Annotated in this window: 16 protein-coding genes and 1 pseudogene; 4 read left to right on the top strand and 13 right to left on the bottom strand. The window is 36.4% G+C overall.

Annotated elements, in window-relative coordinates; translation table 11 throughout:
* Positions 1 to 206: 206 nt before the first annotated feature.
* From ACFIM1_RS06145 to ACFIM1_RS06105, 9 genes are all read right to left on the bottom strand, one after another.
* Positions 207 to 2,957, bottom strand: a complete 2,751-nt coding sequence (locus ACFIM1_RS06145; protein ID WP_375609474.1) for a DEAD/DEAH box helicase — start codon at positions 2,955 to 2,957, stop codon at positions 207 to 209.
* A gap of 22 nt (positions 2,958 to 2,979) precedes the next feature.
* Entirely contained in the window at positions 2,980 to 4,620 is a 1,641-nt protein-coding gene (locus tag ACFIM1_RS06140; RefSeq protein WP_375609473.1) for a site-specific DNA-methyltransferase, read from the bottom strand.
* A gap of 22 nt (positions 4,621 to 4,642) precedes the next feature.
* Positions 4,643 to 6,283: a site-specific DNA-methyltransferase gene (locus ACFIM1_RS06135; RefSeq protein WP_375609472.1), complete on the bottom strand. Its 1,641-nt coding sequence runs from the start codon at positions 6,281 to 6,283 to the stop codon at positions 4,643 to 4,645.
* Positions 6,284 to 6,366: 83 nt separating this feature from the next.
* Positions 6,367 to 6,768 carry an SUF system Fe-S cluster assembly protein gene (locus ACFIM1_RS06130; RefSeq protein ID WP_273787976.1) on the bottom strand — a complete coding sequence of 134 codons (402 nt, stop codon included), beginning with the start codon at positions 6,766 to 6,768 and terminating at the stop codon, positions 6,367 to 6,369.
* Complete coding sequence (locus ACFIM1_RS06125; RefSeq protein ID WP_375606859.1) at positions 6,761 to 8,005, bottom strand: cysteine desulfurase; 1,245 nt, start codon at positions 8,003 to 8,005, stop codon at positions 6,761 to 6,763. The genes ACFIM1_RS06130 and ACFIM1_RS06125 overlap by 8 nt, the downstream gene beginning before the upstream one ends.
* Before the next feature lie 10 nt (positions 8,006 to 8,015).
* Positions 8,016 to 9,278, bottom strand: a complete 1,263-nt coding sequence (sufD, locus tag ACFIM1_RS06120; RefSeq protein ID WP_375606858.1) for a Fe-S cluster assembly protein SufD — start codon at positions 9,276 to 9,278, stop codon at positions 8,016 to 8,018.
* Positions 9,279 to 9,289: 11 nt separating this feature from the next.
* A complete protein-coding gene (gene sufC, locus ACFIM1_RS06115) occupies positions 9,290 to 10,045 on the bottom strand; it encodes a Fe-S cluster assembly ATPase SufC (RefSeq protein ID WP_375606924.1) in 756 nt (251 codons plus the stop codon).
* A 159-nt stretch (positions 10,046 to 10,204) separates the two neighbouring features.
* A complete protein-coding gene (gene sufB / locus ACFIM1_RS06110) occupies positions 10,205 to 11,716 on the bottom strand; it encodes a Fe-S cluster assembly protein SufB (RefSeq protein WP_375606857.1) in 1,512 nt (503 codons plus the stop codon).
* Positions 11,717 to 11,855: 139 nt separating this feature from the next.
* A complete protein-coding gene (locus tag ACFIM1_RS06105; RefSeq protein ID WP_375609471.1) occupies positions 11,856 to 13,031 on the bottom strand; it encodes a cysteine desulfurase family protein in 1,176 nt (391 codons plus the stop codon).
* Positions 13,032 to 13,191: 160 nt separating this feature from the next.
* Here ACFIM1_RS06105 and ACFIM1_RS06100 point away from each other — a divergent pair, with 160 nt between their 5' ends.
* From ACFIM1_RS06100 to ACFIM1_RS06090, 3 genes are all read left to right on the top strand, one after another.
* Complete coding sequence (locus tag ACFIM1_RS06100) at positions 13,192 to 13,872, top strand: alpha/beta hydrolase (RefSeq protein WP_375606855.1); 681 nt, start codon at positions 13,192 to 13,194, stop codon at positions 13,870 to 13,872.
* Positions 13,873 to 14,192: 320 nt separating this feature from the next.
* On the top strand, positions 14,193 to 15,446 hold the full coding sequence (tyrS, locus tag ACFIM1_RS06095; RefSeq protein WP_375606854.1) for a tyrosine--tRNA ligase: 1,254 nt from the start codon (positions 14,193 to 14,195) through the stop codon (positions 15,444 to 15,446).
* Between the two features lie 213 nt (positions 15,447 to 15,659).
* Positions 15,660 to 16,145 carry a peroxiredoxin gene (locus ACFIM1_RS06090; protein ID WP_375608374.1) on the top strand — a complete coding sequence of 162 codons (486 nt, stop codon included), beginning with the start codon at positions 15,660 to 15,662 and terminating at the stop codon, positions 16,143 to 16,145.
* A gap of 193 nt (positions 16,146 to 16,338) precedes the next feature.
* On the opposite strand, the pseudogene ACFIM1_RS06085 reads toward ACFIM1_RS06090, so the two are convergent.
* The 4 genes and pseudogenes from ACFIM1_RS06085 to ACFIM1_RS06070 form a co-directional block, all read right to left on the bottom strand.
* Positions 16,339 to 16,767 (bottom strand): annotated as a pseudogene (locus ACFIM1_RS06085) (hypothetical protein); the annotation flags it as partial.
* 462 nt (positions 16,768 to 17,229) lie between these two features.
* Positions 17,230 to 18,358 (bottom strand): peptide chain release factor 2 gene (gene prfB / locus ACFIM1_RS06080; protein ID WP_375606852.1). Its coding sequence is split into 2 segments (ribosomal slippage): positions 17,230 to 18,288 and positions 18,290 to 18,358, totalling 1,128 coding nucleotides; the frame shifts between segments, so codons are not numbered across the junction.
* Positions 18,359 to 18,525: 167 nt separating this feature from the next.
* Positions 18,526 to 20,991, bottom strand: a complete 2,466-nt coding sequence (locus ACFIM1_RS06075; RefSeq protein WP_375609470.1) for a penicillin-binding protein 1A — start codon at positions 20,989 to 20,991, stop codon at positions 18,526 to 18,528.
* 171 nt (positions 20,992 to 21,162) lie between these two features.
* Positions 21,163 to 22,392: an N-acetylmuramoyl-L-alanine amidase gene (locus ACFIM1_RS06070; RefSeq protein WP_375609469.1), complete on the bottom strand. Its 1,230-nt coding sequence runs from the start codon at positions 22,390 to 22,392 to the stop codon at positions 21,163 to 21,165.
* Between the two features lie 606 nt (positions 22,393 to 22,998).
* On the opposite strand from ACFIM1_RS06070, the gene ACFIM1_RS06065 reads away from it, so the two are divergent.
* Positions 22,999 to 25,629, top strand: coding sequence for an Rne/Rng family ribonuclease (locus ACFIM1_RS06065; RefSeq protein ID WP_375609468.1), 2,631 nt, complete (start codon positions 22,999 to 23,001; stop codon positions 25,627 to 25,629).
* The last annotated feature ends 19 nt before the right edge of the window (positions 25,630 to 25,648 follow it).

The following is a 25,648-nucleotide window of genomic DNA, read 5'->3' as shown; positions in this document are numbered from 1 at the left end:
AAGCATAATATTGTATAATTTCCCTATAAATTTTTCCTTTTACTTTAAGTTAGTTAGAAAAAAATAATAATTTCATGATTTAAGAATTAGCTCATATTCTTAAATTAATGGTGCAACAGGGAACAAAATTAAAAATAATATTCAAACATTTGATTATTTCTCGCATCGACCAGTTAAAAAACTTATGTTTTTTTTAAAGCAAAAAGTTATGTGCTCTCAAGTATAGATTCTGAAATGGTAAATTCTGCACACAAACCTTCAAAACTACTATTTGCTTTAATAGCATCATGGGGAATAAGAACATAATACCATTTTTTACCACCGTAAGTAGCTGCATAATGCGTTGCATGACAACACCATTGAACTGCAGCTTGTTTCTTTTTTAAAACAATAGCGTTTTGTATTTCAGAAGCTTTTTTAGGTTCACAAAGATATTTGGCATCCTTCGTTTCTACAACAAAATCTGGTTCATAGGCTGATCCTTTATCATATTCTATCTTGAAAAAACCTCGAGCGGGTTTCATCCATTTCAATACTTTTGCATCGTCTTCTAATATTTGAGCAAATCGTAATTCCCCTTCTACTGAGTCAAACTTTTGCAAAGGATAACAACATTTCCTAAAGCCGCTGAATATAAGTTTCTTAATGTCTCTTTTAATGGCAGGAATATTACGAAAATCAATAGGAGATGTTCCTTGCGGCAAAACATAATGGATAGGTGTTAAAGTTGTAAAACCTCGTGTAACTTTAATCTCATAATCTTTTTGTGTTTCCCATTGATGTTTTCTTAATTGCGCAACAATAAAAGTATTAATCTTATGCTGATAGTGAATTAATACGTTCTCAACAGCTATATCATTGGGTAAATAAGATTGGAAATGCTCTACCATCTGACAAGCCAATTTTCGTAATAATGGCGTATGGCTATCATAATCGATAAAATCATTATCAATAAAACCACGAATGATGTAATTTTCAAGATGAGGTTCTTTAATATATTTATCTTTAGAAGTGAGAAAAATGCTTTTATGGGTACGCAATTCTCGAATTAAAAGTTCTTTACTAACAGGTTGCAAATTTAAACTTTCTAGATTCTCCAAATCAAAATCAGAAAAACCATAAGTAACCTCACGCGAAGGAATGAGTACAATATTAGGAATATCTATGATCAGTTCTGGTAATTGTTTTGTCAGAATTGTAACCACTTTTGACACAAGAGACTTTTGTGCTAGCGGTATAATACTCATAATTTTATTATTCATTTTTTCTTGTATCGGTGCAGAACAAAGCATTTGAGAACTTGGTAAATTATCATTCTCTTTAATAATATCCCATGCGATAGCAGCAATTTCTTGTTCTTCAGAGGTTAATGTGGGTGAATCTGTATTACGTAACATGATACCGTGTAAATCAGATGTTCCATTTATATCGGAATGACGTGTTACTATCGTTTTTATAAATAAAGCTTCTGCTTGACTTGGAACTGCCACTATATCCGATTTTTCAGAGGATATATCACCCCCTGTTCCAATCTCAATATGCTTTTTTATAATTGAATTCGGATCGTTCGCACGATCAATAATATCTTGAAAACGATCATGCGCAATGATTGTTAAACGATCAATAGATTCTATGCCTGTTCTATGCCCATAAGGCAAACGCAATCCACGCCCAATTGTTTGTTCTGTTAAAATTTCTGAAGCCGATGCACGCAACGGTACGATAGTATAAAGATTGCTAACATCCCATCCCTCCTTTAATTTATTAACGTGAATAACAATTTCTGTTGGCTCATGAGGATTCTCAATCACAATGAGTTTTTGAATATTTTGATCTTCCTCTATATTTGACTGTTTTGTATGAATCTCTATAACTTTTCCCTTATAAGCTCCTGCAAAAAAATCATCTGATTCCAATAAATCACGCAATTTCTGTGCATGATTTGTATCTTGAGCGACAACTAAAATAAAAGGCTTAACAAATTTTTTGTTATAATCTTTGGCATAGGCAATTAAATCTGCTTTCACGTTTTCATGGGCATGAATTGCATCTTGTAATTTAATATGTTCTAATTGTTCAGATGTATAATTTTGAAGATGAAAGTCTTTACGTGTAGCAACAGCAGGCTCTTTTACAAAACCATCTCTCATAGCCTCTGCAAGTGAATAACTGTAAACAACATTTTTAAAATCTACAGGTTTTGCACCTATTGTTTTCGGTGTCGCTGTAAGTTCTATTCCTAAAACAGGTTTTAACTCATTAATTGCTGCTGCACCAGCAGACGCTCGATAACGATGCGCTTCATCCATTAACAAAACTAAATCAGGAAGATTTACGAGATAATCAAAATAACTTTCACCAATCGTTTCTTGTAAGCGTTTAATTCGCGGAATACTAGATTTTAGTGTGCCTTTTTTATTATCCGTTGTATTAATTTTAGAAATATTAAAAATATTGATAAAGGCCGTATCCCGATTTTCAAACAAACGTTTTTGTCCGTAATAGTGGTGTTCATCAGCGCGAATACCTTTACCACTTTCATAATCTTCACCTGTAATAATAATGGGTCTATTTGCAATGAATTCACTTATTCCACTGAAAACATACTTCGGACGTTGAGGACTAAAATCCTGTTTTAATTTTTCATAAATAGTCAAGTTTGGCGCTAAAACAAAAAAATGTCGGCTACGACCTGTTAAATAAAGATAGCTAATAAAAGCTCCCATAAGTCGCGTTTTTCCAACTCCCGTTGCTAAGGCAAAACAAAAAGAGGGAAAGCTTCGTTCAAAATCTTGTACAGAAGGATAGAGACTTTTTATTATTTCTAATTTCGAAACTAAATCAGCATTTTTAGAAAGCTCTATATTTTCTAAAATTTTCACCAAAATATTTAATGATTCACGTTGAGGATCACGCAACGATAAGCGAGCTGAAATCCTTTTTTCAACACTGTTCATAAAAAACTCCGCTTTTTATATATTATTCAAATAGATCTAATTCTTGTTGCGCAATATCTTTATCTTTGTCGCTTTCTTTTACCACAATCATTGGTTCAAGATTGGCTACATTTAAACTATAATCATCCCTTCCCCATTCGCATTTTTCCAATACTGCACGGGGGATTTTTGTAAGTGTAAGATTCTCAAAGGATGATGATTTTGTATCAAAGGCTGTACAACAAATCAGCAGGGTCCGATGAGAGCCCACTTCTTCGCTCATGATACGGAGTTGTTCATGGGTCATGGCGCTCGTTGTGACATAAATATAATCCGTTTCCGTTGAATATCCCTGCATCCAATAATGATTTTCATCCGGCGCATAGGTAAATCCCATATGTTTGCACATAGCTTCTGAAAGCATCGCAGCATTATATTCGCGACTAATAATCCATTGTCCCCATGGATCTTTCTGCAACAGAGAAGGTGCAAGGCGATAATAGCGAAATCCACCGCCACCTTGCCAATTGATACTTTTAGAAATTCCCCCTTGATCAGTTCCATCAATTACTTGTTTTAAACGAGGAATAATGTGCGTATGACAATGTTCACCAAGTTCAATCATAATCCACTTGCGGCCCATTTTATGAGCAACAGCACCGGTCGTACCAGAACCAGCAAAGGAATCCAAGACAAGATCACCAGGGGTGGTGGCAAGTTGAATGATGCGTTCCATTAATCGCTCAGGTTTAGGAGTTGTAAAAACATTATCAGAATTAAAGGCTTTGACTTCTTTTTTGGCGTCTTGGTTGTGCCCTACTTCCGTATAGGGCCAAATCGTCATTGAAACCATGCCATTCTTTACTTCTGATAAAAAACGTTTGATTCTTGGTACTCCGCCATTATCTGTTCCAAACCAAATGCGATTATCCTCTAACAGCTTGGCAAACTTTTCTTTACTAACCCGCCAACTAGCCCCAGCGGGAGGCATAACTTTGCGTCCAGAAGGTGTAATGATTTCATAAATATCCTTAGGTGTTACTCTTTTCGCAGACAGATTATCCGATTGCCATAACCCACGAGGATCATTATCAGGATTTTTATAGCGCGCATCCATATCGCTTGAACGAGGAAGTAAATTAGGACGCCAAATCGTTTTATCTTTGGCATAAACCATTATAAAATCATGGTTATCGGAAAGCCATTTTGTATCATTCTGTGGGGCATATTTCTTTTGCCAAATTATATTGTTGATGAAATTTTGGCGACCAAAAATTTCATCCATCATCACTTTTAGATAGGCTTGTTCATCATCATCAATGGAAATCCAAATACTTCCATCTTCCGCCAGTAAACGATGTAACAATTCTAGCCTGTCTCTCATAAGGCTGAGCCATAGGGAATGCTCCAAACCATCTTCATAATGTTCAAAGGCATTGCCTGTATTATAAGGTGGATCTATGTAGACACATTTTACCTTCCCCGTATATTCTTGCTCAAGTGCCTTGAGTGCGAGTAAATTATCACCAAAAATAAGTTTATTATCAAAAATATCCTGTGATGATATTTGATGCGCGGCATGATAAGATTTTTCAAGATCTTCTAACAATATACGAGGTTCCAGTTTGGGGCGTTTTTCTTTTCCAATCCAGTTAAGTTCTAATTTTTGTTTATTACGGCTCATTCGTAACCTGCCTCGTTGATATTTATCCAAATAGATCTAATTCTTGTTGCGCAATATCTTTATCTTTGTCGCTTTCTTTTACCACAATCATTGGTTCAAGATTGGCTACATTTAAACTATAATCATCCCTTCCCCATTCGCATTTTTCCAATACTGCACGAGGGATTTTTGTGAGTGTAAGATTCTCAAATGATGCTGTTTTTATATCAAAGGCTGTACAACAAATCAGCAGAGTGCGATGAGAGCCCACCTCTTCGCTCATGATACGGAGTTGTTCATGGGTCATAGCGCTCGTTGTGACATAAATATAATCCGTTTCCGTTGAATACCCCTGCATCCAATAATGATTTTCATCCGGCGCATAGGTAAATCCCATATGTTTGCACATAGCTTCTGAAAGCATCGCAGCATTATATTCGCGACTAATAACCCATTGTCCCCATGGGTCTTTTTGCAACAGAGAAGGTGCAAGGCGATAATAACGAAATCCACCTCCACCTTGCCAATTGACACTTTTAGAAATTCCCCCTTGATCAGTTCCATCAATTACTTGTTTTAAACGAGGAATAATGTGTGTATGACAATGTTCACCGAGTTCAATCATAATCCACTTGCGGCCCATTTTATGAGCAACAGCGCCGGTCGTACCAGAACCAGCAAAGGAATCCAATACAAGATCACCAGAGTTGGTGGCAAGTTGAATAATGCGTTCCATTAACCGCTCAGGTTTGGGAGTTGTAAAGACATTCTTAGAATTAAAAACTTTAACCTCTTTTTTGGCATCTTGGTTATGCCCTACTTCCTCATAAAGCCAAATGGTCATTGAAACCATACCATTCTTTACTTCTGATAAAAAACGCTTCAAAGAAGGAACATTGCTTCCTGTGGGGCCAAACCAAATACGATTATCATTCAATAATTCAAAGAATTTTTTTTTATTCATAGCCCAACTTCTACCATTAGGAGGCATTACCTTGCGTCCAGAAGGTGTGATGATTTCATAAATGTCCTTAGGTGTTACTCTTTTCACGGATAAATCTCCCGATTTCCAAGGACCACGAGGATCATTATCAGGATTTTTATAGCGCGCATCCATATCGTTTGAACGAGGAAGCAATTGAGGGCGCCAAATCGTTTTATCTTTGGCATAAACCATTATAAAATCATGGTTATCGGAAAGCCACTTTGTATCATTCTGTGGGGCATATTTCTTTTGCCAAATAATATTGTTGATGAAATTTTGGCGACCAAAAATTTCATCCATCATCACTTTTAGATAGGCTTGTTCATCATCATCAATGGAAATCCAAATACTTCCATCTTCCGCCAGTAAACGATGTAACAATTCTAGCCTGTCTCTCATAAGACTGAGCCATAGGGAATGCTCCAAACCATCTTCATAATGTTCAAAGACATTGCCTGTATTATAAGGCGGATCGATATAGATACACTTTACCTTCCCCATATATTCTTGTTCCAGCGCTTTGAGCGCGAACAAATTATCACCAAAAATGAGTTTATTATCAAAAATATCTTGGGTAGATACTTGGTGCGGAGCGTGATAAGATTTTTCAAGATCTTCCAATAAAATACGAGGTTCCAGTTTGGGGCGTTTTTCTTTTCCAATCCAAGTGAGTTCTAATTTTTGTTTATTATAACTCATGCGATCGCCCTTAAATTTAAACGCTTGTGAAAAGTAAACAGCTTATTCATGAATGGCTAGATTAGAGTCTCTTAACAATACTTTTAGTACCATCCGACAGCAATTTGAGCTTCTTCTGACATACAATCAGGTGTCCATGGTGGATCAAAAGTCATAGTGACTTCAACATACGAAACCCCTTCAACTGCACTAACTGCATTTTCTACCCACCCCGGCATTTCACCTGCAACAGGACATCCCGGTGCTGTAAGAGTCATTTCAATTTTTACTGAACGATCATCTTCAATATCAATACGATAAATCAGTCCTAGCTCATAAATATCAGCAGGAATCTCTGGGTCATAAACTGTTTTGAGAGCAGCAATAATATCATTTGTCATACGATCAATTTCGTCTGCTGGAATTGCTGATATGTAAGATTTTTTATTTTCGCTTACAGTTTCAACGGATTCTGTAGAATGACGCTCTTCAATTGATTCAGCCATTAAAAAATGTCCTTGTTTCTTGCAATGCTTCTACTAATTGATCTATATCCTCTTGAGTGTTATACATGGCTAACGATACGCGGCAAATAGATGCTAGACCAAAGCGCTGTAATAAAGGCTGAGCACAATGAGTTCCGGCGCGGATTGCAACTCCTCTTCTATCAATAAACATAGCGATATCATGGGCGTGAATCCCTTCAATTGTAAATGATATAATAGCTCCTTTATTGGGAGAATGACCATAAATACGCAATGACTCAACCATTTTAAGTTTTTCCTGCGCATAAGCTAAAAGGGACCTCTCATGGGCATGAATCGTGCTACAACCTTTCTCTTGTATATAATCAATAGCCGCTGCTAATCCAATAGATTCAACGATAGGAGGAGTGCCTGCTTCAAAACGGTAAGGAGGAGCATTATAAAAAACCTTATCGGTTGTTACCTCCTCGATCATTTCCCCTCCCCCTTGAAAAGGACGCATTTCTTCTAATCTATCTTCTTTACCATACAGAACACCAATACCAGTAGGTCCATAAAGCTTATGACCTGTAAAGACATACCAATCACAATCGAGATCTTGCACATCAACGGTTAAATGTACTGCCCCTTGAGAACCATCAACAAGAACCGGAATAGAATTTTGATGTGCTCGCTTAATAATCTCTTTAACAGGAGGCACAGTTCCTAATATATTGGACATATGCGTTATAGCAACAAGCCGCGTTTTTTCGCTTAAAGACTTTTGGAAATCTTCAATGTGCAGAACACCATTTTCATCGACAGGAACAAAAATAAGTTTAACACCTTTTTGTTCCCGAAGAAAATGCCAAGGAATAATATTTGAATGATGTTCCATAATCGTTAGAACAATCTCATCACCTTCCTTGAGTTTAGGCATAGCCCAACCATAAGCAACAGTATTAATAGCTTCTGTTGCATTTTTCGTAAAAACAATCTCCTCCGCTTTTTGTGCATTTAGAAAAACACGAACGGTTTCACGAGAATTTTCATAGGATTGCGTTGCTGCATTGGCTAAAAAGTACATTCCCCTATGCACATTAGCATAACTATAGTGATAATAATTATTCATTGCACTGAGTACTGATTGTGGTTTTTGGGCAGAAGCAGCACTATCAAGATAGGCTAATCGCTTTCCATAAACTTGATGGTGCAAAAGAGGAAAATCACGCCGAATTTCTTCTACATTATAAGTAAATGTTTGTACGTTATTTTCCATTTTTTCCACCTTAAACATTTTTTTCAAGCCATTTACCAATGATATTCTCCAAAATAATCTGAATATTATCTTGCTTGATGTCATCAATAAGCTCAGAGATAAATCCTTTAATTAAAAGTGCACGAGCCGTTTTAAATGGAATACCGCGCGCCATGAGATAAAAAAGATAATCATGATTAATATTAGCAACTGTTGCACCATGACCGCATGCAACATCATCAGCAAAAATCTCTAATTCAGGCTTTGCATTAAATTCTGCATCATCTGAAAGAATAAGGCTATTACAAGCCATGCGTGCATCTGTTTTTTGCGCTTTTTGAGAAACACGTATTATTCCTTGGAAAACACCAACAGCCTTATCTGTAACCACATTGCGTATAATTTCGGTTGATGTTGATTTTTCTTCCACGTGACGAACAGTCATTGTAAGATCACTATGTGTTTGTCCTGATAATAAATTTATGACGCGTAATTGAAAGTCAGATTCTTCTCCCTGTAATTCAATATCGATTTCTTGGCGATTTAATTGACTCCCTATATTAATGACATAAAGTGATAACTTCGCTCTTTGATCAAGAACAGCACAAAATCGACCAAATTGTGTAGAATTAAAATCACGATTGCGAATGAGAATCCACGTAACATCACTATCAGCAGCAACATTTAATGAAAATATTGAACTGACAAAGGTATCTTTATCATTGCCAACCTGATGTTCAATAAACATAACTTGACTATTTTTATCAACTTTTATATCCGAAAAAATATGAGATTGTCCCCCCATTTGTATATTTTGTAACTCAATGGGGATATTTAACTTTGTATTCTCAGGGATGTGAAAAAGCCAACCATCTGTAACAAAAGCTGTATTTAACTGTCCAATAAAATCTTCATCAGAAATGTTTTGATTTATCTGTAAAGAATTATCTTCTAATGCATCTGAAAGGCGTTTTACTGCAATATTGTCTATCTTTGACTCTATCGATGTTTTTCCATTGTTTATGGAGAAAACAGCACTTTCTGAAAGCAATGCATCAACCAATTGATTGTCTTGAACTTTTGAAAAATTGCTAATAGACTTCAGTAAGGTACGCAGATTGGTATAATGCCAACTTTCGATTTTACGGGAAGGAAGCCGTGTCGTTTGAAACTGCTCAATAGTTTTCTTGCGGATTTCCTGTACAGCTTTATCACCAGGTAAGTGGTTTACATACTGATTAAAATTACTGAGTATATTTTCTTCAACCGCTAACAAGTTTTGCTGTGCATTCATATTTAATAACCTCAAACCGCTTCCCTAATAAGATCAGCATACCCATTTTGCTCTAAATAAAGTGCTAAGGATTTATCACCGCTTTTGATAATTTGTCCTTTATAAAGAACATGTACCGTATCAGGAATAATATAATTAAGCAGCCGTTGATAATGGGTAATCACCAAAAATGAACGTTTTGAATCGCGAAGTTTATTAACACCATCTGCAACAATTTTTAGCGCATCAATATCTAAACCAGAATCCGTTTCATCTAAAATGCAAAGTGTAGGCTCAAGAAGTGCCATTTGTAAAATTTCAGCGCGTTTTTTTTCTCCACCTGAAAAACCTACATTTAATGGACGCTTTAGCATATCCATATCTATTTCAAGTTTGGCTGAAACTTCTTTAACACATTTTATAAATTCAGGAATTTTAAGTTCTTCGTCACCTCGCGCTTTGCGTTGAGAATTCATCGCAACTTTTAAAAATTCCATTGTTGCTACCCCTGGTATTTCCATTGGATATTGAAATGCAAGAAAAACACCATATGCAGCACGTTCTGCTGGATCCATTTCTAAAAGTGATTGTCCATTATAGAGAATATCTCCTTCTGTTATTTGATAATCATCACGACCAGCAAGCAAATAAGATAAAGTTGATTTTCCGGCTCCATTTTGTCCCATGATAGCGGCAACTTCTCCGTCTTGAACTGTCAAGTTTAAACCACGAATAATTTCTGTATCGGTTTCAGCAATACGGGCGTGCAAATTTTTGATCTCTAACATCATTTAATCCTGTTTTGGCTGTTTTTCAGATATCAATGCGTATTATTTTACCTTAGCATCCATCTACTTTTGTAATTACCATAGAGGTCATTTTTAGCATTATGTGCTACCGTTACAGCCTTGTTACATAAAGTCTTCTATTTATCTCATTAAATAAAATTATCCAACACTACCTTCAAGGCTAATACCAATAAGCTTTTGCGCTTCGACAGCAAATTCCATGGGAAGTTTTTGAATGACCTCTTTTACAAAACCATTTACAATTAATGCGATAGCTTCTTCTTCAGGAATTCCTCTTTGCATAACATAAAAAAGTTGGTCATCGGAAATTTTTGATGTTGTGGCTTCATGTTCAAACTGAGCTGTTGCATTTTTTGCTTCAATATAAGGAACTGTATGCGCACCACAATCATTCCCGATTAACAAACTATCACATTGCGTAAAGTTACGCGCATTTTGTGCTTTTCTATGCGCTGTAACTTGTCCTCGATACGTGTTATTTGAAAAACCAGCAGAAATGCCTTTGGAAATAATACGACTGGATGTATTTTTTCCTAAATGAATCATTTTTGTACCGGAATCAATTTGTTGATGACCGTTTGCAACGGCAATAGAATAAAATTCTCCACGCGCGTTCTCACCGCGCAGTAAGCAGGATGGATATTTCCAAGTAATCGCAGAACCGGTCTCAACTTGTGTCCATGAAATCTTAGAGTTATCACCTCGACAATCTCCACGCTTCGTCACAAAATTATAAATACCGCCCTTTCCATCTTTATCGCCAGGATACCAGTTTTGTACTGTAGAATATTTAATCTCTGCATTTTCAAGCGCAATAAGCTCAACAACAGCAGCATGAAGTTGGTTTTCATCACGTTGGGGTGCTGTACACCCTTCAAGATAAGAAACATAGGAATCTTCAGCGGCGATAATCAATGTTCGTTCAAATTGGCCAGTGTTGCGTTCATTAATCCTAAAATAAGTTGAAAGCTCCATAGGACAACGAACCCCTTTGGGAATATAAACAAATGAACCATCTGTAAAGACAGCTGCATTTAAAGCAGCATAATAATTATCACTTATAGGTACAACTGTTCCTAAATATTCTTTAATAAGCTCAGAATGTTCAATAATCGCCTCTGAAATAGAACAAAAAATCACACCAGCACGTGCCAGTTCTTTTTTGAATGTTGTTACAACAGAAACAGAATCAAAGACTGCATCAACAGCCACCTGCCCCGATACAGACATACTGTCATCAAAAGTGGAGGGATCAGACTGTTTTCTTACTCCTGCCAAAATCTCTTGTTCTTTAAGAGGAATGCCAAGTTTTTCGTACGTTGCTAATAACTCAGGATCCACTTCATCCAAAGATTTTGGTCCTGTATGATTTTTTGGAGCAGCATAATAATAAAGCTCCTGAAAATCAATTTTAGGATATTCAAGACGCGCCCAATGAGGCTCTTGCATTGTCAGCCAACGGCGGTAAGCTTTTAAGCGCCATGTTAGCATCCATTCAGGCTCATTTTTTTTAACGGAAATAAATTTGATAATATCCTCATTTAAGCCTTTTGGAGCTTTATCGGTTTCAATATTGGTTTCAAAACCATATTTATATTGGTCAACATCTATTTCACGTACTTGGCGTATCGTTTCTTGTACTGCCGGCATAAATTTTCTCCATTTTTTGGCGTCAAAAACCGGTAACTAAAGTCTTGTTTTTTACAAGATTAAAGTAAGCAAGTTATCTCCTAGGCTATAGGTAAAGTGCAAAAATTTCAATCAAACTTATTTTATTTTTAAAATAATTCTAATTTTTATAACTTTCTGATGATAAATCTTCTTCTTTTTTCCTGCTTATAATTTGAGAAAAAAACGACAGAAAATCATCAATATCTTCAGAAGTTGTACCACGCCCTAGCGAAATGCGAATGGCACCATTTGGAACATGATACCCCATTGCCTCCAACACTTTGCTTTGTTTTACTTTTCCCGAAGAACAGGCAGAACCAGCTGATACAGAAAACCCTTCTAAATCAAAAGCAATTTGCATCGTTTCAGCTTTTATATTTTTCACGGTAAAGTAAGTTGTATTTGGCAAACGTTGAACTCTTTTACCAAAAATTTCAACATTTTTACTTATTTTTTGTAGTCCATCTTCTAATTTATTGCGTAAATATATTAATTGTTTTCTTTCTTCTTGCGTGAAACAATCAGCCATTGCTGCTCCAAAAGCAGCTATAAGAGGCAATGCTTCTGTTCCTCCCCGTAAACCTTTTTCCTGTCCTCCCCCGACAATAAGAGGATGTGGAGTGAGAAGATTACCAAATGAAACAAAAGCACCTATCCCTTTAGGACCGCCAATTTTATGGGCAGACAGTATAAAAAAGTCTCCTCCTAGCTGATGAATATCAACAAAATTTTTATCTACATATTGTGTCAAATCAACAACAAGAGTGCCTCCTAAATCGCGAACAACAGCAGCTATTTCTTTTAATGGTTGAACAACACCAGTTTCACTATTTGCAGCTTGAATAGCAACAAGAGGTAAACCTTTTGTTTTATCGTGAGCCGCTAAGAGTGATGTTAATTTATCTTGTTGAATGAGCCCATCTTGATCAACAGCAATGACGCTTATCAACTCTTTAGAAAAACGTCCTCCCTCTGCAACAGAGGGATGTTCAGTCGCTCCAAGGTAAAGATGAGAAAATTTAACTTTTGCTTTCCCAATATTGTAAAAGGGTGTTAACAAAGTCATTGCAGCTTCACTCGCACCAGAGGTAAATACCACGTGATCTGGATCTGTTTTAAGATTTTCAGCGATTTGCCGACGGGCCTTTTGCAACAAAGTTTTAGCCGCACGCCCTTCCTTATGAACCGATGATGGATTACCAAATATCTCTAAAGATTCTAGTAGCGCCATCCGTGCCACTTTTTTGAGTGGTGTTGTTGCGTTATGATCAAAATATCGGCGTTTTATAACCATTTTACATCGCAATCATTAATCTTATGAATTGATTAAAAAAATAGCGCAATTTTCTTGAAAAGTGCACTAAAAAAAGAATATCTAATAATTATTTAAGAGATTCTATGGTAAAAGTCGACCAGGGTCAAAGAGAGCCTTTTATTGCATTAAGGAGCATTTTATGCCAGAAATTATTTTTAACGGTCCTGCGGGTCGGCTCGAAGGGCGTTATCAACCTTCACAACAAAAAAATGCACCCATTGCGATCATTTTGCATCCTCATCCCCAATTTGGTGGAACTATGAATCATAAAATTGTCTATGACCTCTTTTATATGTTCCAACAACGTGGCTTTACAACTTTACGTTTTAACTTTCGTGGTATTGGTCGTAGTCAAGGTGAATTTGATTATGGAATAGGAGAACTTTCAGATGCTGCTGCTGCTCTGGATTGGGTGCAAACACAACATCCAGACTCTAAAAATTGTTGGGTAGCAGGATACTCATTTGGAGCATGGATTGGTATGCAGCTTTTAATGCGCCGACCGGAAATTGAGGGATTTATCTCAGTTGCTCCTCAGCCTAATGTTTATGACTTTTCATTTCTTGCACCTTGTCCATCTTCTGGACTTATCATTCATGGCGGTATCGATAAAGTTGCCCCTCCAAAAGATGTTCAAATACTTGTCGATAAATTAAAAACACAAAAAGGTATCATCATCACACAAGAAATATTGGAAGAGGCTAATCACTTTTTCAGTGGATGTCATGAAGAACTTATTGAGCGATGTGCCCACTATTTGGATAACCATATCTCCAATGAACTTCTCGCTCCTCCTTCTGAAGTACTTTCACTAACTTAGGAAAATACGATAGATTTATAAAAAATTAGCAAAAATCGTCCCTGATCATAACAAAGTATTTTTTCAGTCTATATTAAAACTTTTCTAAATTTTATTTCAGGATAGAAATGAGAGTAACAGAATACCTTTTTTCTATTACTAAGAAGGCTCTTTTTTAGCGTAAAAAAGAAATAATACCTGTGTTATTATCTTTATACTACCAATATGTCTCTTTCTCTTGTGAGGTGTGCGTCAGTTATGATAGATAACACATTAATAACTTATTATATAATCGCCTGTTATATACAATAAATGCACTCTTAAATTAGGAAATTAAATCTGTGTTTGCCTTTAAATCTGATTTTTTACATATTATGAGCGAACGTGGTTTTATCCACCAAATTTCAGATGAAAAAGGCTTAGATGATCTTTTTTCAAAAGAAACTGTAAGCGCTTATACTGGATTTGATCCAACAGCATCAAGTTTACATGCTGGAAGTCTTCTTCAGATTATGATGCTTTATTGGTTACAAAAAACGGGTCATCGCCCCATTGCTTTAATGGGTGGAGGGACCGGATTGATTGGTGATCCTTCCTTCAAAGACGAAGCGCGACGCCTTCTGACACAAGATGATATTGCTGCAAATATTGATGGTATTAAAAAGGTATTTGCTAACTATTTGACATTCGGTGACCGAGAAACCGATGCTTGTATTGTGAATAATGCTGAATGGTTATGCAATTTAAACTACTTAGAATTTTTGCGTGATGTAGGAAAGCATTTTTCTGTCAACCGTATGTTGTCATTTGATTCTGTCAGACTCAGACTTGAGCGTGAGCACTCTTTGTCATTCTTAGAGTTTAATTATATGATTCTGCAAGCTTATGACTTTGTTGAACTTTATAAACGTTATGGGTTGCGTATGCAAATGGGCGGCTCTGATCAGTGGGGCAACATTATTAACGGAATTGAATTAGGGCATCGTTTAGGAACACCGCAATTATATGCGTTAACATCACCATTGCTGACAACCTCTTCCGGTGCCAAAATGGGTAAATCATTGAATGGGGCTGTATGGCTGAATGCGGATAAGCTTTCACCTTATCAATTTTGGCAATACTGGCGCAATACAGAAGATGCTGATGTAACACGATTTCTAAAGCTCTATACTCCATTACCGATGGATGAGATTCTTAAACTTTCTCTATTACAAGGAACTGAAATTAACGAAGCAAAAAAAATTCTTGCAACAGAAATTACAGCAATGTTGCATGGACGCGCTCTTGCCGATGAAGCTGCAGAAACGGCTCGCAAAACGTTTGAAGAAAAAACTCTGGGAGAAAATCTTCCAACTGTTGAAATTAATTCCTCAAAATTAAAAAAAGGTGTTGGATTGCTCACTCTTTTAGTACAAGCAGGACTTGCTAAATCTAATAGTGAGGCACGCCGACACGTTCAAGGTGGGGGCGTACGTGTTAATGATCAAATTATTGAGGATGAAACACACCTTATTATTGAAAAAGATGTGACAGCAGAAGGAATCATTAAACTTTCTTTCGGAAAGAAAAAACATATTTTGATCAAACCGCTATAATCTATTGATTTCTCATTCATTCTATATTTATATCCATGATATTGATCTTTCTTACGCTTTCTTCCCTCATTTTTTAATTTAATTCTTATGACAGAATAATTTTATATGATGGCGAAAAAGTCTTTAAAATAATTCTATTTTAGAGAGTTGAAACTTTATTCCTTCTCTGTATGCTAGTGATTCATCTTTGCGCTTAAAAAGAAAGATAAAAAAATGATAAACTCAATGAAAGGTACTCTTGCTCCTGATTTTAATTTACCACGCGATGGAGGAGAGACAGTATGTCTTTCTGACTTTAAAGGAAAAACTGTTGTTTTATATTTTTATCCCAAAGATGATACCAGTGGATGCACAAGCGAAGCGCTTGATTTTACAAAATTAAAGACAAAATTTGATGAAATTGGTGTTGTTGTTATTGGAATCTCTCCAGATAATGTAAAAAAACATGATAAATTTAAAGTAAAACATGAACTTGATGTTATCTTGGTTTCTGATGAAGAAAAAAGGACCCTTGAAGCTTATGGTGTTTGGGTGGAGAAAAGTATGTATGGACGCAAATATATGGGTGTTGAACGGAGCACTTTTTTAATTGATGCACATGGAATAATAACAGAAGAATGGCGCAAAGTAAGTGTATCTGGACATGCTGAGAATGTTTTAGCTGCTGCAACACTTTTACATAGTAATGGTGACTTGTAAAGAGAATGCTTGATTTATCTTAAAAAGCAAAAGTTTTCCTTCCCAATTGATATTAATTTTTCCAATGGTTTCAATTTTTATAATATATTGCTTTATAAGAACAACTGATTATTCTACATTTAAATTATCCTCCTGAATATCGTAAATTCTTCTTATTTTGAATGAATCAAAATCAATTCACTTGCATCCGTCATAGTGCAGCAGCATGTTTGAGACAACGATTGAAACGAAATGAGAGCTTTGTAAGCAGCGCCAGCTTTTGTATGCCAAATAAGAGCAAGATATTGTGTATCTCTGTTTGTGTAATCTCTGAAACGGAAATACAGCCTAATTGTGGGAGAATTAAAGCCGTAAATATAAAAACCATTTGCCACCTTTGCCATCATTCTTTAGTTCGGTTTTACGACTTTCAAAAGTCTCTAGAGCAATATCTTTTAAATAATGGAGATTGCTTATTATCTCACGCTTTTGTTTATTGCGTTCTTTAATAGGATCACGCCCCTCACGTAAAACAGAAGCGCCATTAGGGTGCACATTCACAAGCTTGTTTTAAAGAGACATCTGCCTCCAAAATCCATTTCACGACGACACCTCGTGAATGGTATAATGATAAATCTCCCATGAAATAATAAAAAATCCATTGAGCACCCCCATCTTTACGCTTGTGAAGAAACAAGCCGGCACCATCACACACTTTGCCAGCTCGTGGATGATTGAGATCGCTCCTAGTACTTAAGACAGTTCATAAGAGCCATTTTGAGTCCTTTTTTCTATAATTTTTATCCACACACTCATCCCGTTTGTTATGTGAAAGTAGTGATTTTGATTGATTCAACATAAACAAGTTTGAAATGAAAGAATCTTACGATATGCGGGATTCTCATTCAATAGGCAAAACAGTGAATTATCATTATAAATCAATTCGTTTATATAGCAGGATTGGCGTGTGAGAAAAAACTTGAAGAAAGGAAAAAAGAGAATACCTCTTTGAACCTCTCAAGTATCAAGAGCTACCGTAAATCACAACCTCAGTAAAATGAACAACTTAAGAAACAAATTTGCATCCTTGAAGGATGATATATAATTAATTAATATCTTCAATTTCTTTATCTTGTCCATAAATGCGTCGAGCAAGCGCTGCTTCTATAAATACATCTAAGTTACCATTAAGTACAGATTGTGGATCAGTATTTTCAATTCCTGTACGCAAATCTTTGACAAGCTGATAGGGTTGAAGAACATAAGATCTAATTTGATGTCCCCATCCGATTTCTGTTTTAGAAGATTCAGCAGCATTGGTTTCTTCTTCTCTTTTTTTAAGCTCTTCTTCATAAAGCCGTGCACGCAACATCGACCAAGCCGTAGCGCGATTTTTATGTTGAGAACGCTCTGTTTGACATTGAACAACAATACCCGTTTTTATATGTGTGATGCGAACGGCAGAATCTGTCGTATTAACATGTTGCCCTCCTGCTCCTGATGCACGATATGTATCAATCCGCACATCTGCCTCTGAAACATCAACCTCAATATTATCATCAATAACCGGATAAACCCAAATGCTTGCAAAAGAGGTATGGCGCTTTGCATTCGAATCAAACGGGGAAATCCGCACTAAGCGATGAACGCCTGATTCTGTTTTTAACATTCCATAAGCATTATGCCCTTTTACAAGAATAGTCGCTGACTTTATTCCTGCTTCTTCTCCATCATGAATTTCTAAAACTTCAACCTTCATTGCATGCTGTTCAGCCCAGCGCATATACATGCGTAAGAGCATAGAAGCCCAATCTTGGCTCTCAGTTCCCCCTGCCCCAGCATGAACTTCTAAATAGGTATCATTTGGATCCGCCTCTCCTGAAAGAAGCACATCAATTTGCTTTTTATCTATCTCACTTTTAAGATTACGTATTGAATTTTCTGCTTCAGCGATAATTTCAACATCACTTTCTTCTTCGCCCATCGCGATAAGCTCAATGCATTCTTCAAGAGTTTTTGTAAATGATAAAAGGCCATTAATTGAATCATCAAGACGCTGACGCTCACGCATCATATCCTGTGCTCGTTGCGCATCATCCCATAAGGATGGATCTTCCGCTTTTTGATTAAGATATTCGAGACGTTTTAGTGATTGATCCCAGTCAAAGATGCCCCCTTAGCAATTGAATTGCTTTCTGGATTTCATCAACTAATGTTTCTATTTCTGCTCGCATAATTTAACACCGTATTTTTTAATACTCTTTCTGGTTATGTCTCTTAGCATTTTATACAAATTTAAAAGCAGCTATCAGAAAATGGTAGGGTTTTATCATTCTATTTACGGAACCGACATTGTAAAAAATAGATAAAAACCATAACTCATGGCAAAAAAATTTATCGATTAATACAGCCCACCCGTCCCACTTTCAAGAGCTTTATTGACTTGTGGAGAAGTGGTTACTGCAGGAACACCTTCTTGAAAAGAATTCGTACTCCCAATGACTTGATAGATATCAGCAGGACCAGTCCCTGGTTTAAATGCTTCTATAATGACATCTTGATCTCCTCTTTCGGCAAGCATTCCTGTTTTTCGATTAATTGGCATTAAAATCATACCCTTTGGCATCTTAAAGGGAACATCTTGCTTCCCTTTAAGAGCATCTACCATAAAATCACCAAAAATAGGTGCAGCTAATGAACTTCCTGTTCCATTATATCCTAACGGAGCTGGTTGATCATAACCGACAAAAATACCAACGACAATGTCAGGAGTAAATCCCATAAACCAGACATCCTTAGAGTCATTGGTTGTTCCTGTTTTAGCGGCAATATGTCGATTAAGATAACGTAAACGTGCCGCAGTACCACGCTGAACAACCCCTTCCATCATCGATGTAATTTGATAAGCCGTCATAGGGTCAAGAACTTGATCTCGCTCATCAATCAATGTGGGCTCACTTTGATTATTCCATGAATTCGTATTACAATTTTCGCAAATACGATCATCATGACGATAAATTGTCTTCCCATAACGATCTTGAATTCTGTCTATCAGAGAAGGTTTAATAGAGCGTCCGCCATTGGCAATAACGGAATAAGCTGTAACCATCCGTAATACTGTTGTTTCACCAGCCCCTAAAGCCATGGGAAGATAAGGCTGCAATTTATCTACCACCCCAAAACGTTCTGCATATTCAGCGACAAGAGGCATTCCCATATCATTGGCAAGCCGTATTGTCATAAGATTACGAGAATGCTCAATACCGTAACGCAACGTTGAAGGTCCTGCAAAGGTACCACCATAATTTTTGGGTTGCCAAACTTCACCATTATATTGACGAACTTCTATGGGGCCATCTAAAACAACGGATGCTGGTGTATATCCGTTATCAAGAGCTGCTGCATAAACAAAAGGCTTAAAAGCAGACCCCGGTTGGCGGTAAGCTTGGGTTGCACGATTGAATTCAGATTCGGCAAAAGAAAATCCTCCCACCATAGCAAGAACACGCCCTGTATGAGGTTCCATAGCAACAATTGCACCTTCAACCTTTGGAATTTGTTGTAAACGATAAGTGTTGTTTGTATTGGATAGTTTTTCAACAAAAATGACATCCCCAACTTGCAGAACATGAGATAAGTTCTGAACAGTTTTTCGATAACCATTTTCTTTTACAACATGGAGAGCCCATTTTGAATCAGCTTCAGATAAAACAGCAATTTCCCGTTTTTGGGATAATATACCTGAAGCTTCGTGCTGTGGCTGTAAACCAATCTCTACTTTGTTGGGATTAGTAGAAAGAACAACAGCTAAACGCCATTCAGGAACATCACTTAGCCCTGTGATATTTGCAAGTTCTGTCCCCCAATCACCTTTCTCATCAATATGCGCATAAGCTCCACGCCATCCTTGCGCATGATCAAATCTAATTAATCCATTGTGCAAAGCACGTCGTGCAATAAGTTGTAAATGCGGATCAAGCGTTGTACGAATGGAAAGCCCACCTTCATAAAGTGTTTTAGCCCCATAGCGATGTATTAAACGACGCCGCACTTCTTCAGTAAAATAATCAGCCGCAAAAACATAGCTATCACTCCCACGTATTGTCGCTCCTAAAGGTTTAGCTTTCGCTTTTTCACCTTGTTCACGCGTTACATATCCATTTGCAATCATACGGTCTATAACCCAATTACGCCGTTCAATAGCACGTTGTGTATTCTTAAATGGATCATAATTTGCTGGTCCTTTTGGAAGAGCAGCCAAATAAGCACATTGTTCTAGCGTCAGATCATTAACGGATTTATTAAAATAAGTCAAAGAAGCTGCTGCTATACCATAAGTGCCACGACCCAGATAAATTTCATTGAGGTAAAGCTCGAGAATATGATCTTTTGAATAAGTTTTCTCAATACGCATTGCTAAAATAGCTTCCTTAAATTTACGTTCTAACGTTGTTTCTGAACTTAAAAGGAAGTTTTTAGCGACTTGTTGCGTTATAGTTGATGCACCCTCTGGACGTCTTCCAGAACCAATATTACGAATATTATTGATCAAAGCGCGAGAAAGCCCTTCGGGATCTAAACCAAAATGATGATAAAAATTCTTGTCTTCAGCCGAAACAAAAGCATCTATAACAAGCTTTGGTATTGATTGAATCGGCAAATAAAGACGGTGTTTTGTTGCAAACTCTGCCATAAGACGACCATCAGAAGCATGGACGCGGGTCATTACTGGCGGCTCATAAAGTGAAAGAACTTCATAATCAGGAAGTGCATTTGCTTGACCACTGGTCATAACACCCCACATTATTGCACCACAAAGTCCAATAGCAACAAAAAAACGAAGAAGATATCTTAAAAAAATCATCATAAAAACGGCTATCGCTTTCTTAAGAATTAATCAAAGAAAAAAATACGTTATACTTCAAACACACCAAGTGGATAACACCACAAGATTGAGATCAAGAGAAATTGTTTTCTATCTTTTATTTATACTAGGGTACACTAGAAGCCCCTATTGATACTCTATTTTCTCACAAATTTAAAGAGGCTGTATCATTTTCTGCCTATAATCAGCAAATTGACGAATAGAATGAGCAATAGAGGCTGCCATTTGTTTTCTCCAATGAGGATCATTTAATAACTTTTCGTCCTCTTTATTGGATAAATAACCTATCTCTATCAAGACTGAGGGTATATCTGAAGCTCTTAAAACTTGAAAATTAGCGTACCGATGTGGGTTATTAATCAAGTTAATATGATTCTTTGATAAACTCGAAATAACACTATTTGCAAAATTAACCGAAAATGTATGTGTTTCACGTCGTGTAAGATCCATCAAAATATCTGTAACTTCGAGCGTTTCATCTGCAGGCAAACCATCAAGCAAATCAACTTTATTTTCATTTTCAGCTAAAGATTTTGCAATGGCATCAGAGGCTTTGTCTGATATGGTATACACTGTGGCACCGCGAAGAGAATGTAGATCAATCGTATCCGCGTGAATAGATATAAAAAGATCAGCATCAAACTCTTGCGCTTTTTTAACTCTTTCACTTAGTCTTAAAAAAATATTGGAATCTCGTGTTAAAGCAACGGTAATATGAGAATCCTTTTGTAATTCGTCTCGCAATGCACGCGCAAAGTCTAAAGTCACATCTTTTTCTAAAATTCCAGTAACACCCCGTGCACCACCATCAATACCACCATGACCAGGATCAAGGACAACACGGAAATTATATGCTGGCATTAACTGTGTTTTTGTATCAAAATTGCTTCTTTGCTGTTTTTTTAATATCTCATCAAATTTTTCTTGTGTACTTTTACGAATATCAATCAGCAACTGCCATAAACCATTATTTAATTTTTTTACGACATTTTTTTCAACCACAAAAGCCGTTTTACTTGTCAAAATAATGCGTGAAGTCTGTATGTCAGAGAAAGCATAACGAACATCTGAAAGCATAACAGATAATGTATTCCGTTTCTTTAAAGGCGTATTTTGCATCGAAAAGTCAATTGTAGGTAAATTGATAACCAAACGTGCGGGCCTGTCCAAAATCTGTAAACGAACATTTGGTTTTGAATTAAAAACCGCAATAATACGCGTATGAACACTATCACCAATGGTTCGAAAATTAATAAGTCTCAGAGGATCTGCGGCTTGAACACTAGTTTGGAGTAGCAAAAAAGATAATAAAAAGTATGTGACGAGCACAATAATATCCCCATAAGCTGTTTTCAGCTTTTTGGTAAAAAAAACTTTTATCATAAGCAAAATACTCTACATTACCTTTGTAATAATTTATCTTGGTTACATAAAACGATACACCAATTTATCTCTATTTTTCAATAAAAGCTAAATAAACACCTCAAAATGGAATTAAGGTCATAAAGATATTATAATTATACATGATTTACATTGTTACTTGCCAAATTTACATTGTTACTTGCCAAACGCATGATATCAACATAAAAGAATATTTATGCTTCCTAGCTGATAATAGTCATCTAAATTATCTACAACTCATATTAAGTTGTCTTTAGAGGTTTTTTGTCTATTATGCGTTGAGACTTTTTTATGGATGAAAAATTTCTATGTTGTAACATTAGGATTGCATTACTTAAGATTCGTTGGTTCGGATATCCGAACTGTTTTAAAGATTATTTTACCGGAGACTTTTAAGAAATATGAGTCATAAAAAACAGATGGAAATAATGATGAGAAATGGTGTAAATGCAGTCATGCCTTTGCACGTGGTGTTCCGTCCTGTTTTTCTGGTACCTCCCTTTTATGGCAGACAGCCTTTTATGTTTACGAATAGTTATAGCATTCGTTTGAATAAAATTGTGCATGTCGCCTTCAGGATATTAACTTATGTCAAACAAAATGCTTATAGATGCCTCCCATCCGGAGGAAACACGTGTTGTTGTTGTTCACGGCAACAAAATTGAAGAACTTGATTTTGAATCAGAACATAGAAAACAGCTCAAGGGGAATATTTATCTCGCACGTATTACGCGTGTAGAACCGTCTCTCCAAGCAGCTTTTGTTGAATATGGTGGAAATCGTCATGGTTTTTTAACATTTTCTGAAATTCATCCTGATTATTATCAAATTCCTATTGCTGATCGCCTTGCTCTTCTTGAAGAAGAAGAAAAAGAAGCTGTAGGAGAAAATTCTATAGATACCTTTACGGAAGAAGCAACTAAAAATAAAAAACGCTCCAGAAGAACAAAAAAAAGTGAAAAAAACAATGTTATAGCAGCCGATATTGAAAATGATATCACATCTGAAGCGACAATAATTGATAATACAGAAGAAGTATTAAATATCGATGCCTCTTATGATGAGATCGAAATGGTCGGTGCTGAGGACATCCGCGAAGAATTCCCAACTTATCAAAAAAAACAAGGACGCCAATATAAAATTCAAGAAGTGATTAAACGACGTCAAATTTTGTTAGTACAAGTTATCAAGGAAGAACGTGGTAATAAAGGAGCTGCGCTTACAACATATTTATCTCTAGCAGGTCGTTATTCTGTTCTAATGCCCAACACAGCACGCGGTGGTGGTATTTCACGAAAAATTACGAATGTGCAAGACCGTAAGCGTCTTAAAGAAATCGTAAAAGAATTATCCGTTCCAAAGGGTATGGGCGTTATCTTACGAACAGCTGGCGCCAATAGAACAAAAGCTGAAATTAAACGCGATTACGAATATCTTATGCGGTTATGGGATACTATTCGCACTTTGACACTCGAGTCAACGGCACCATGCCTTATCCACGAAGAAAGCAATCTCATAAAACGTTCTATAAGAGATCTTTACAATAAGAACATTAGTGAAATTCTTGTCTCTGGAGACCAAGGATATCGTGAAGCGAAAGACTTTATGCGTATGCTCATGCCAAGTCATGCAAAAGTTGTGCAACCTTACCGTGATCCTATACCCATTTTTGCAAGAAATAATATTGAAATTCAACTTGATAAAATGTTGCAACCACAGGTTTCTTTAAAATCTGGAGGTTATCTTGTTATTAATCAAACAGAAGCACTTGTTGCTATTGACGTAAATTCTGGCCGCTCTACGAGAGAATTTTCTGTCGAAAAGACAGCCTTACAAACTAATCTTGAAGCTGCAGAAGAAATAGCGCGTCAATTACGCTTACGCGACCTTGCTGGTTTAATTGTAATTGATTTTATTGACATGCTTGAAGAACGGAATGTGCGACTGGTCGAAAAAAAATTAAAAGACTGTTTAAAAAATGATCGTGCTCGTATTCAAGTTGGTCATATTTCACACTTCGGCCTTTTAGAAATGAGTCGTCAACGTATTCGCATATCGGTTTTAGAAAGTACAACACAGCCCTGCCCACATTGCGCAGGAACAGGAACTATACGTTCTGAATCATCAATTGCTTTACATGTCATGCGCTCAATTGAAGAATATCTTCTTCATAATTCGCGATATAATATTATCGTGCGTACACCGGTAGCAACAGCCCTTTATGTATTAAATCACAAACGCAATATTCTTGTTAATTTAGAAACACGCTTTAAACTTAATATTAGTATTGAGGCAGATGATAGTATTGGAACGCAACATCTTATTATTTCTAAAGGCACAATAGCAGAGAATATTTCTGAATCTCCATTGGAAGATGACAATAAGCAAGAAATTGAAGGTTTTGTTTTCATAAAGAGTGAAACTATTGAAAATTCCTCTCCCACTGAAACAAACTCAAAGCGTCGGCGCAAAAATCATCATGATGAAACTACTGATCTTTCTTCCTCCACCGTTCATAAAAAAGAAGACACGTTGAGTGATGATGCTTATCGTCGAGGACGTCGCCGAGGACGTCGAGGTGGTCGACGCAATCAAGATAGTAGTTTTCCTCAGCTTCGTGTTCCTTACGCAGAACCAGTGGGAGACTTTGCTAAGCAAGCTTTAGCAGAGATTAAAATAGCGCATCGTAAACGTCGTGTTCCATCTTCTAAGTGTTTTGAATCTGAAGAAATAAGAAATGATATACAAGCTCTAGATATACAAAAACAAGATGAAACGACAAAAGTTGACACAAGTATTAAACCTAAAAAACGTAAAACACGTTCTTCAAAAGCAGAAGAAAGTCAACTTTCTCTAGAGAATGATCAAAATGTCACAGGACAAAAATCTCTTGAAGAAAAGCCTAAAACCAATTCTGCACGTAAACTTAAAACAAAAAAAGCAGATAAATCTATTCATGAGTTAGAGGGTAAAACTCCTGAAAATAGTAAAAAATCAACACGTAGAACACGCAAAAAGTCATCCTCTAAAGAGATAATGCAAATACAAAAAACATTAGAGAAAGAAACTGCAATAGAGATGAAGAAAGTTGTCGAATCCTCTCTTTCCCAAATTGCAGAAACAATCAATCAACCCGTTGTTATCTCATCAACATCTAACGATAATCCCAAAACTGAGCGTATTGGTTGGTGGAAACGTAGAACTCTTTCAAAAAATTAAGAAAATAAAAACCGCCACA

The sequence above is a fragment of the Bartonella sp. AC158YNML genome (assembly GCF_042196725.1).
Classification (GTDB): Bacteria; Pseudomonadota; Alphaproteobacteria; order Rhizobiales; family Rhizobiaceae; genus Bartonella.
This window is presented reverse-complemented; position numbering and strand designations above follow the sequence as displayed.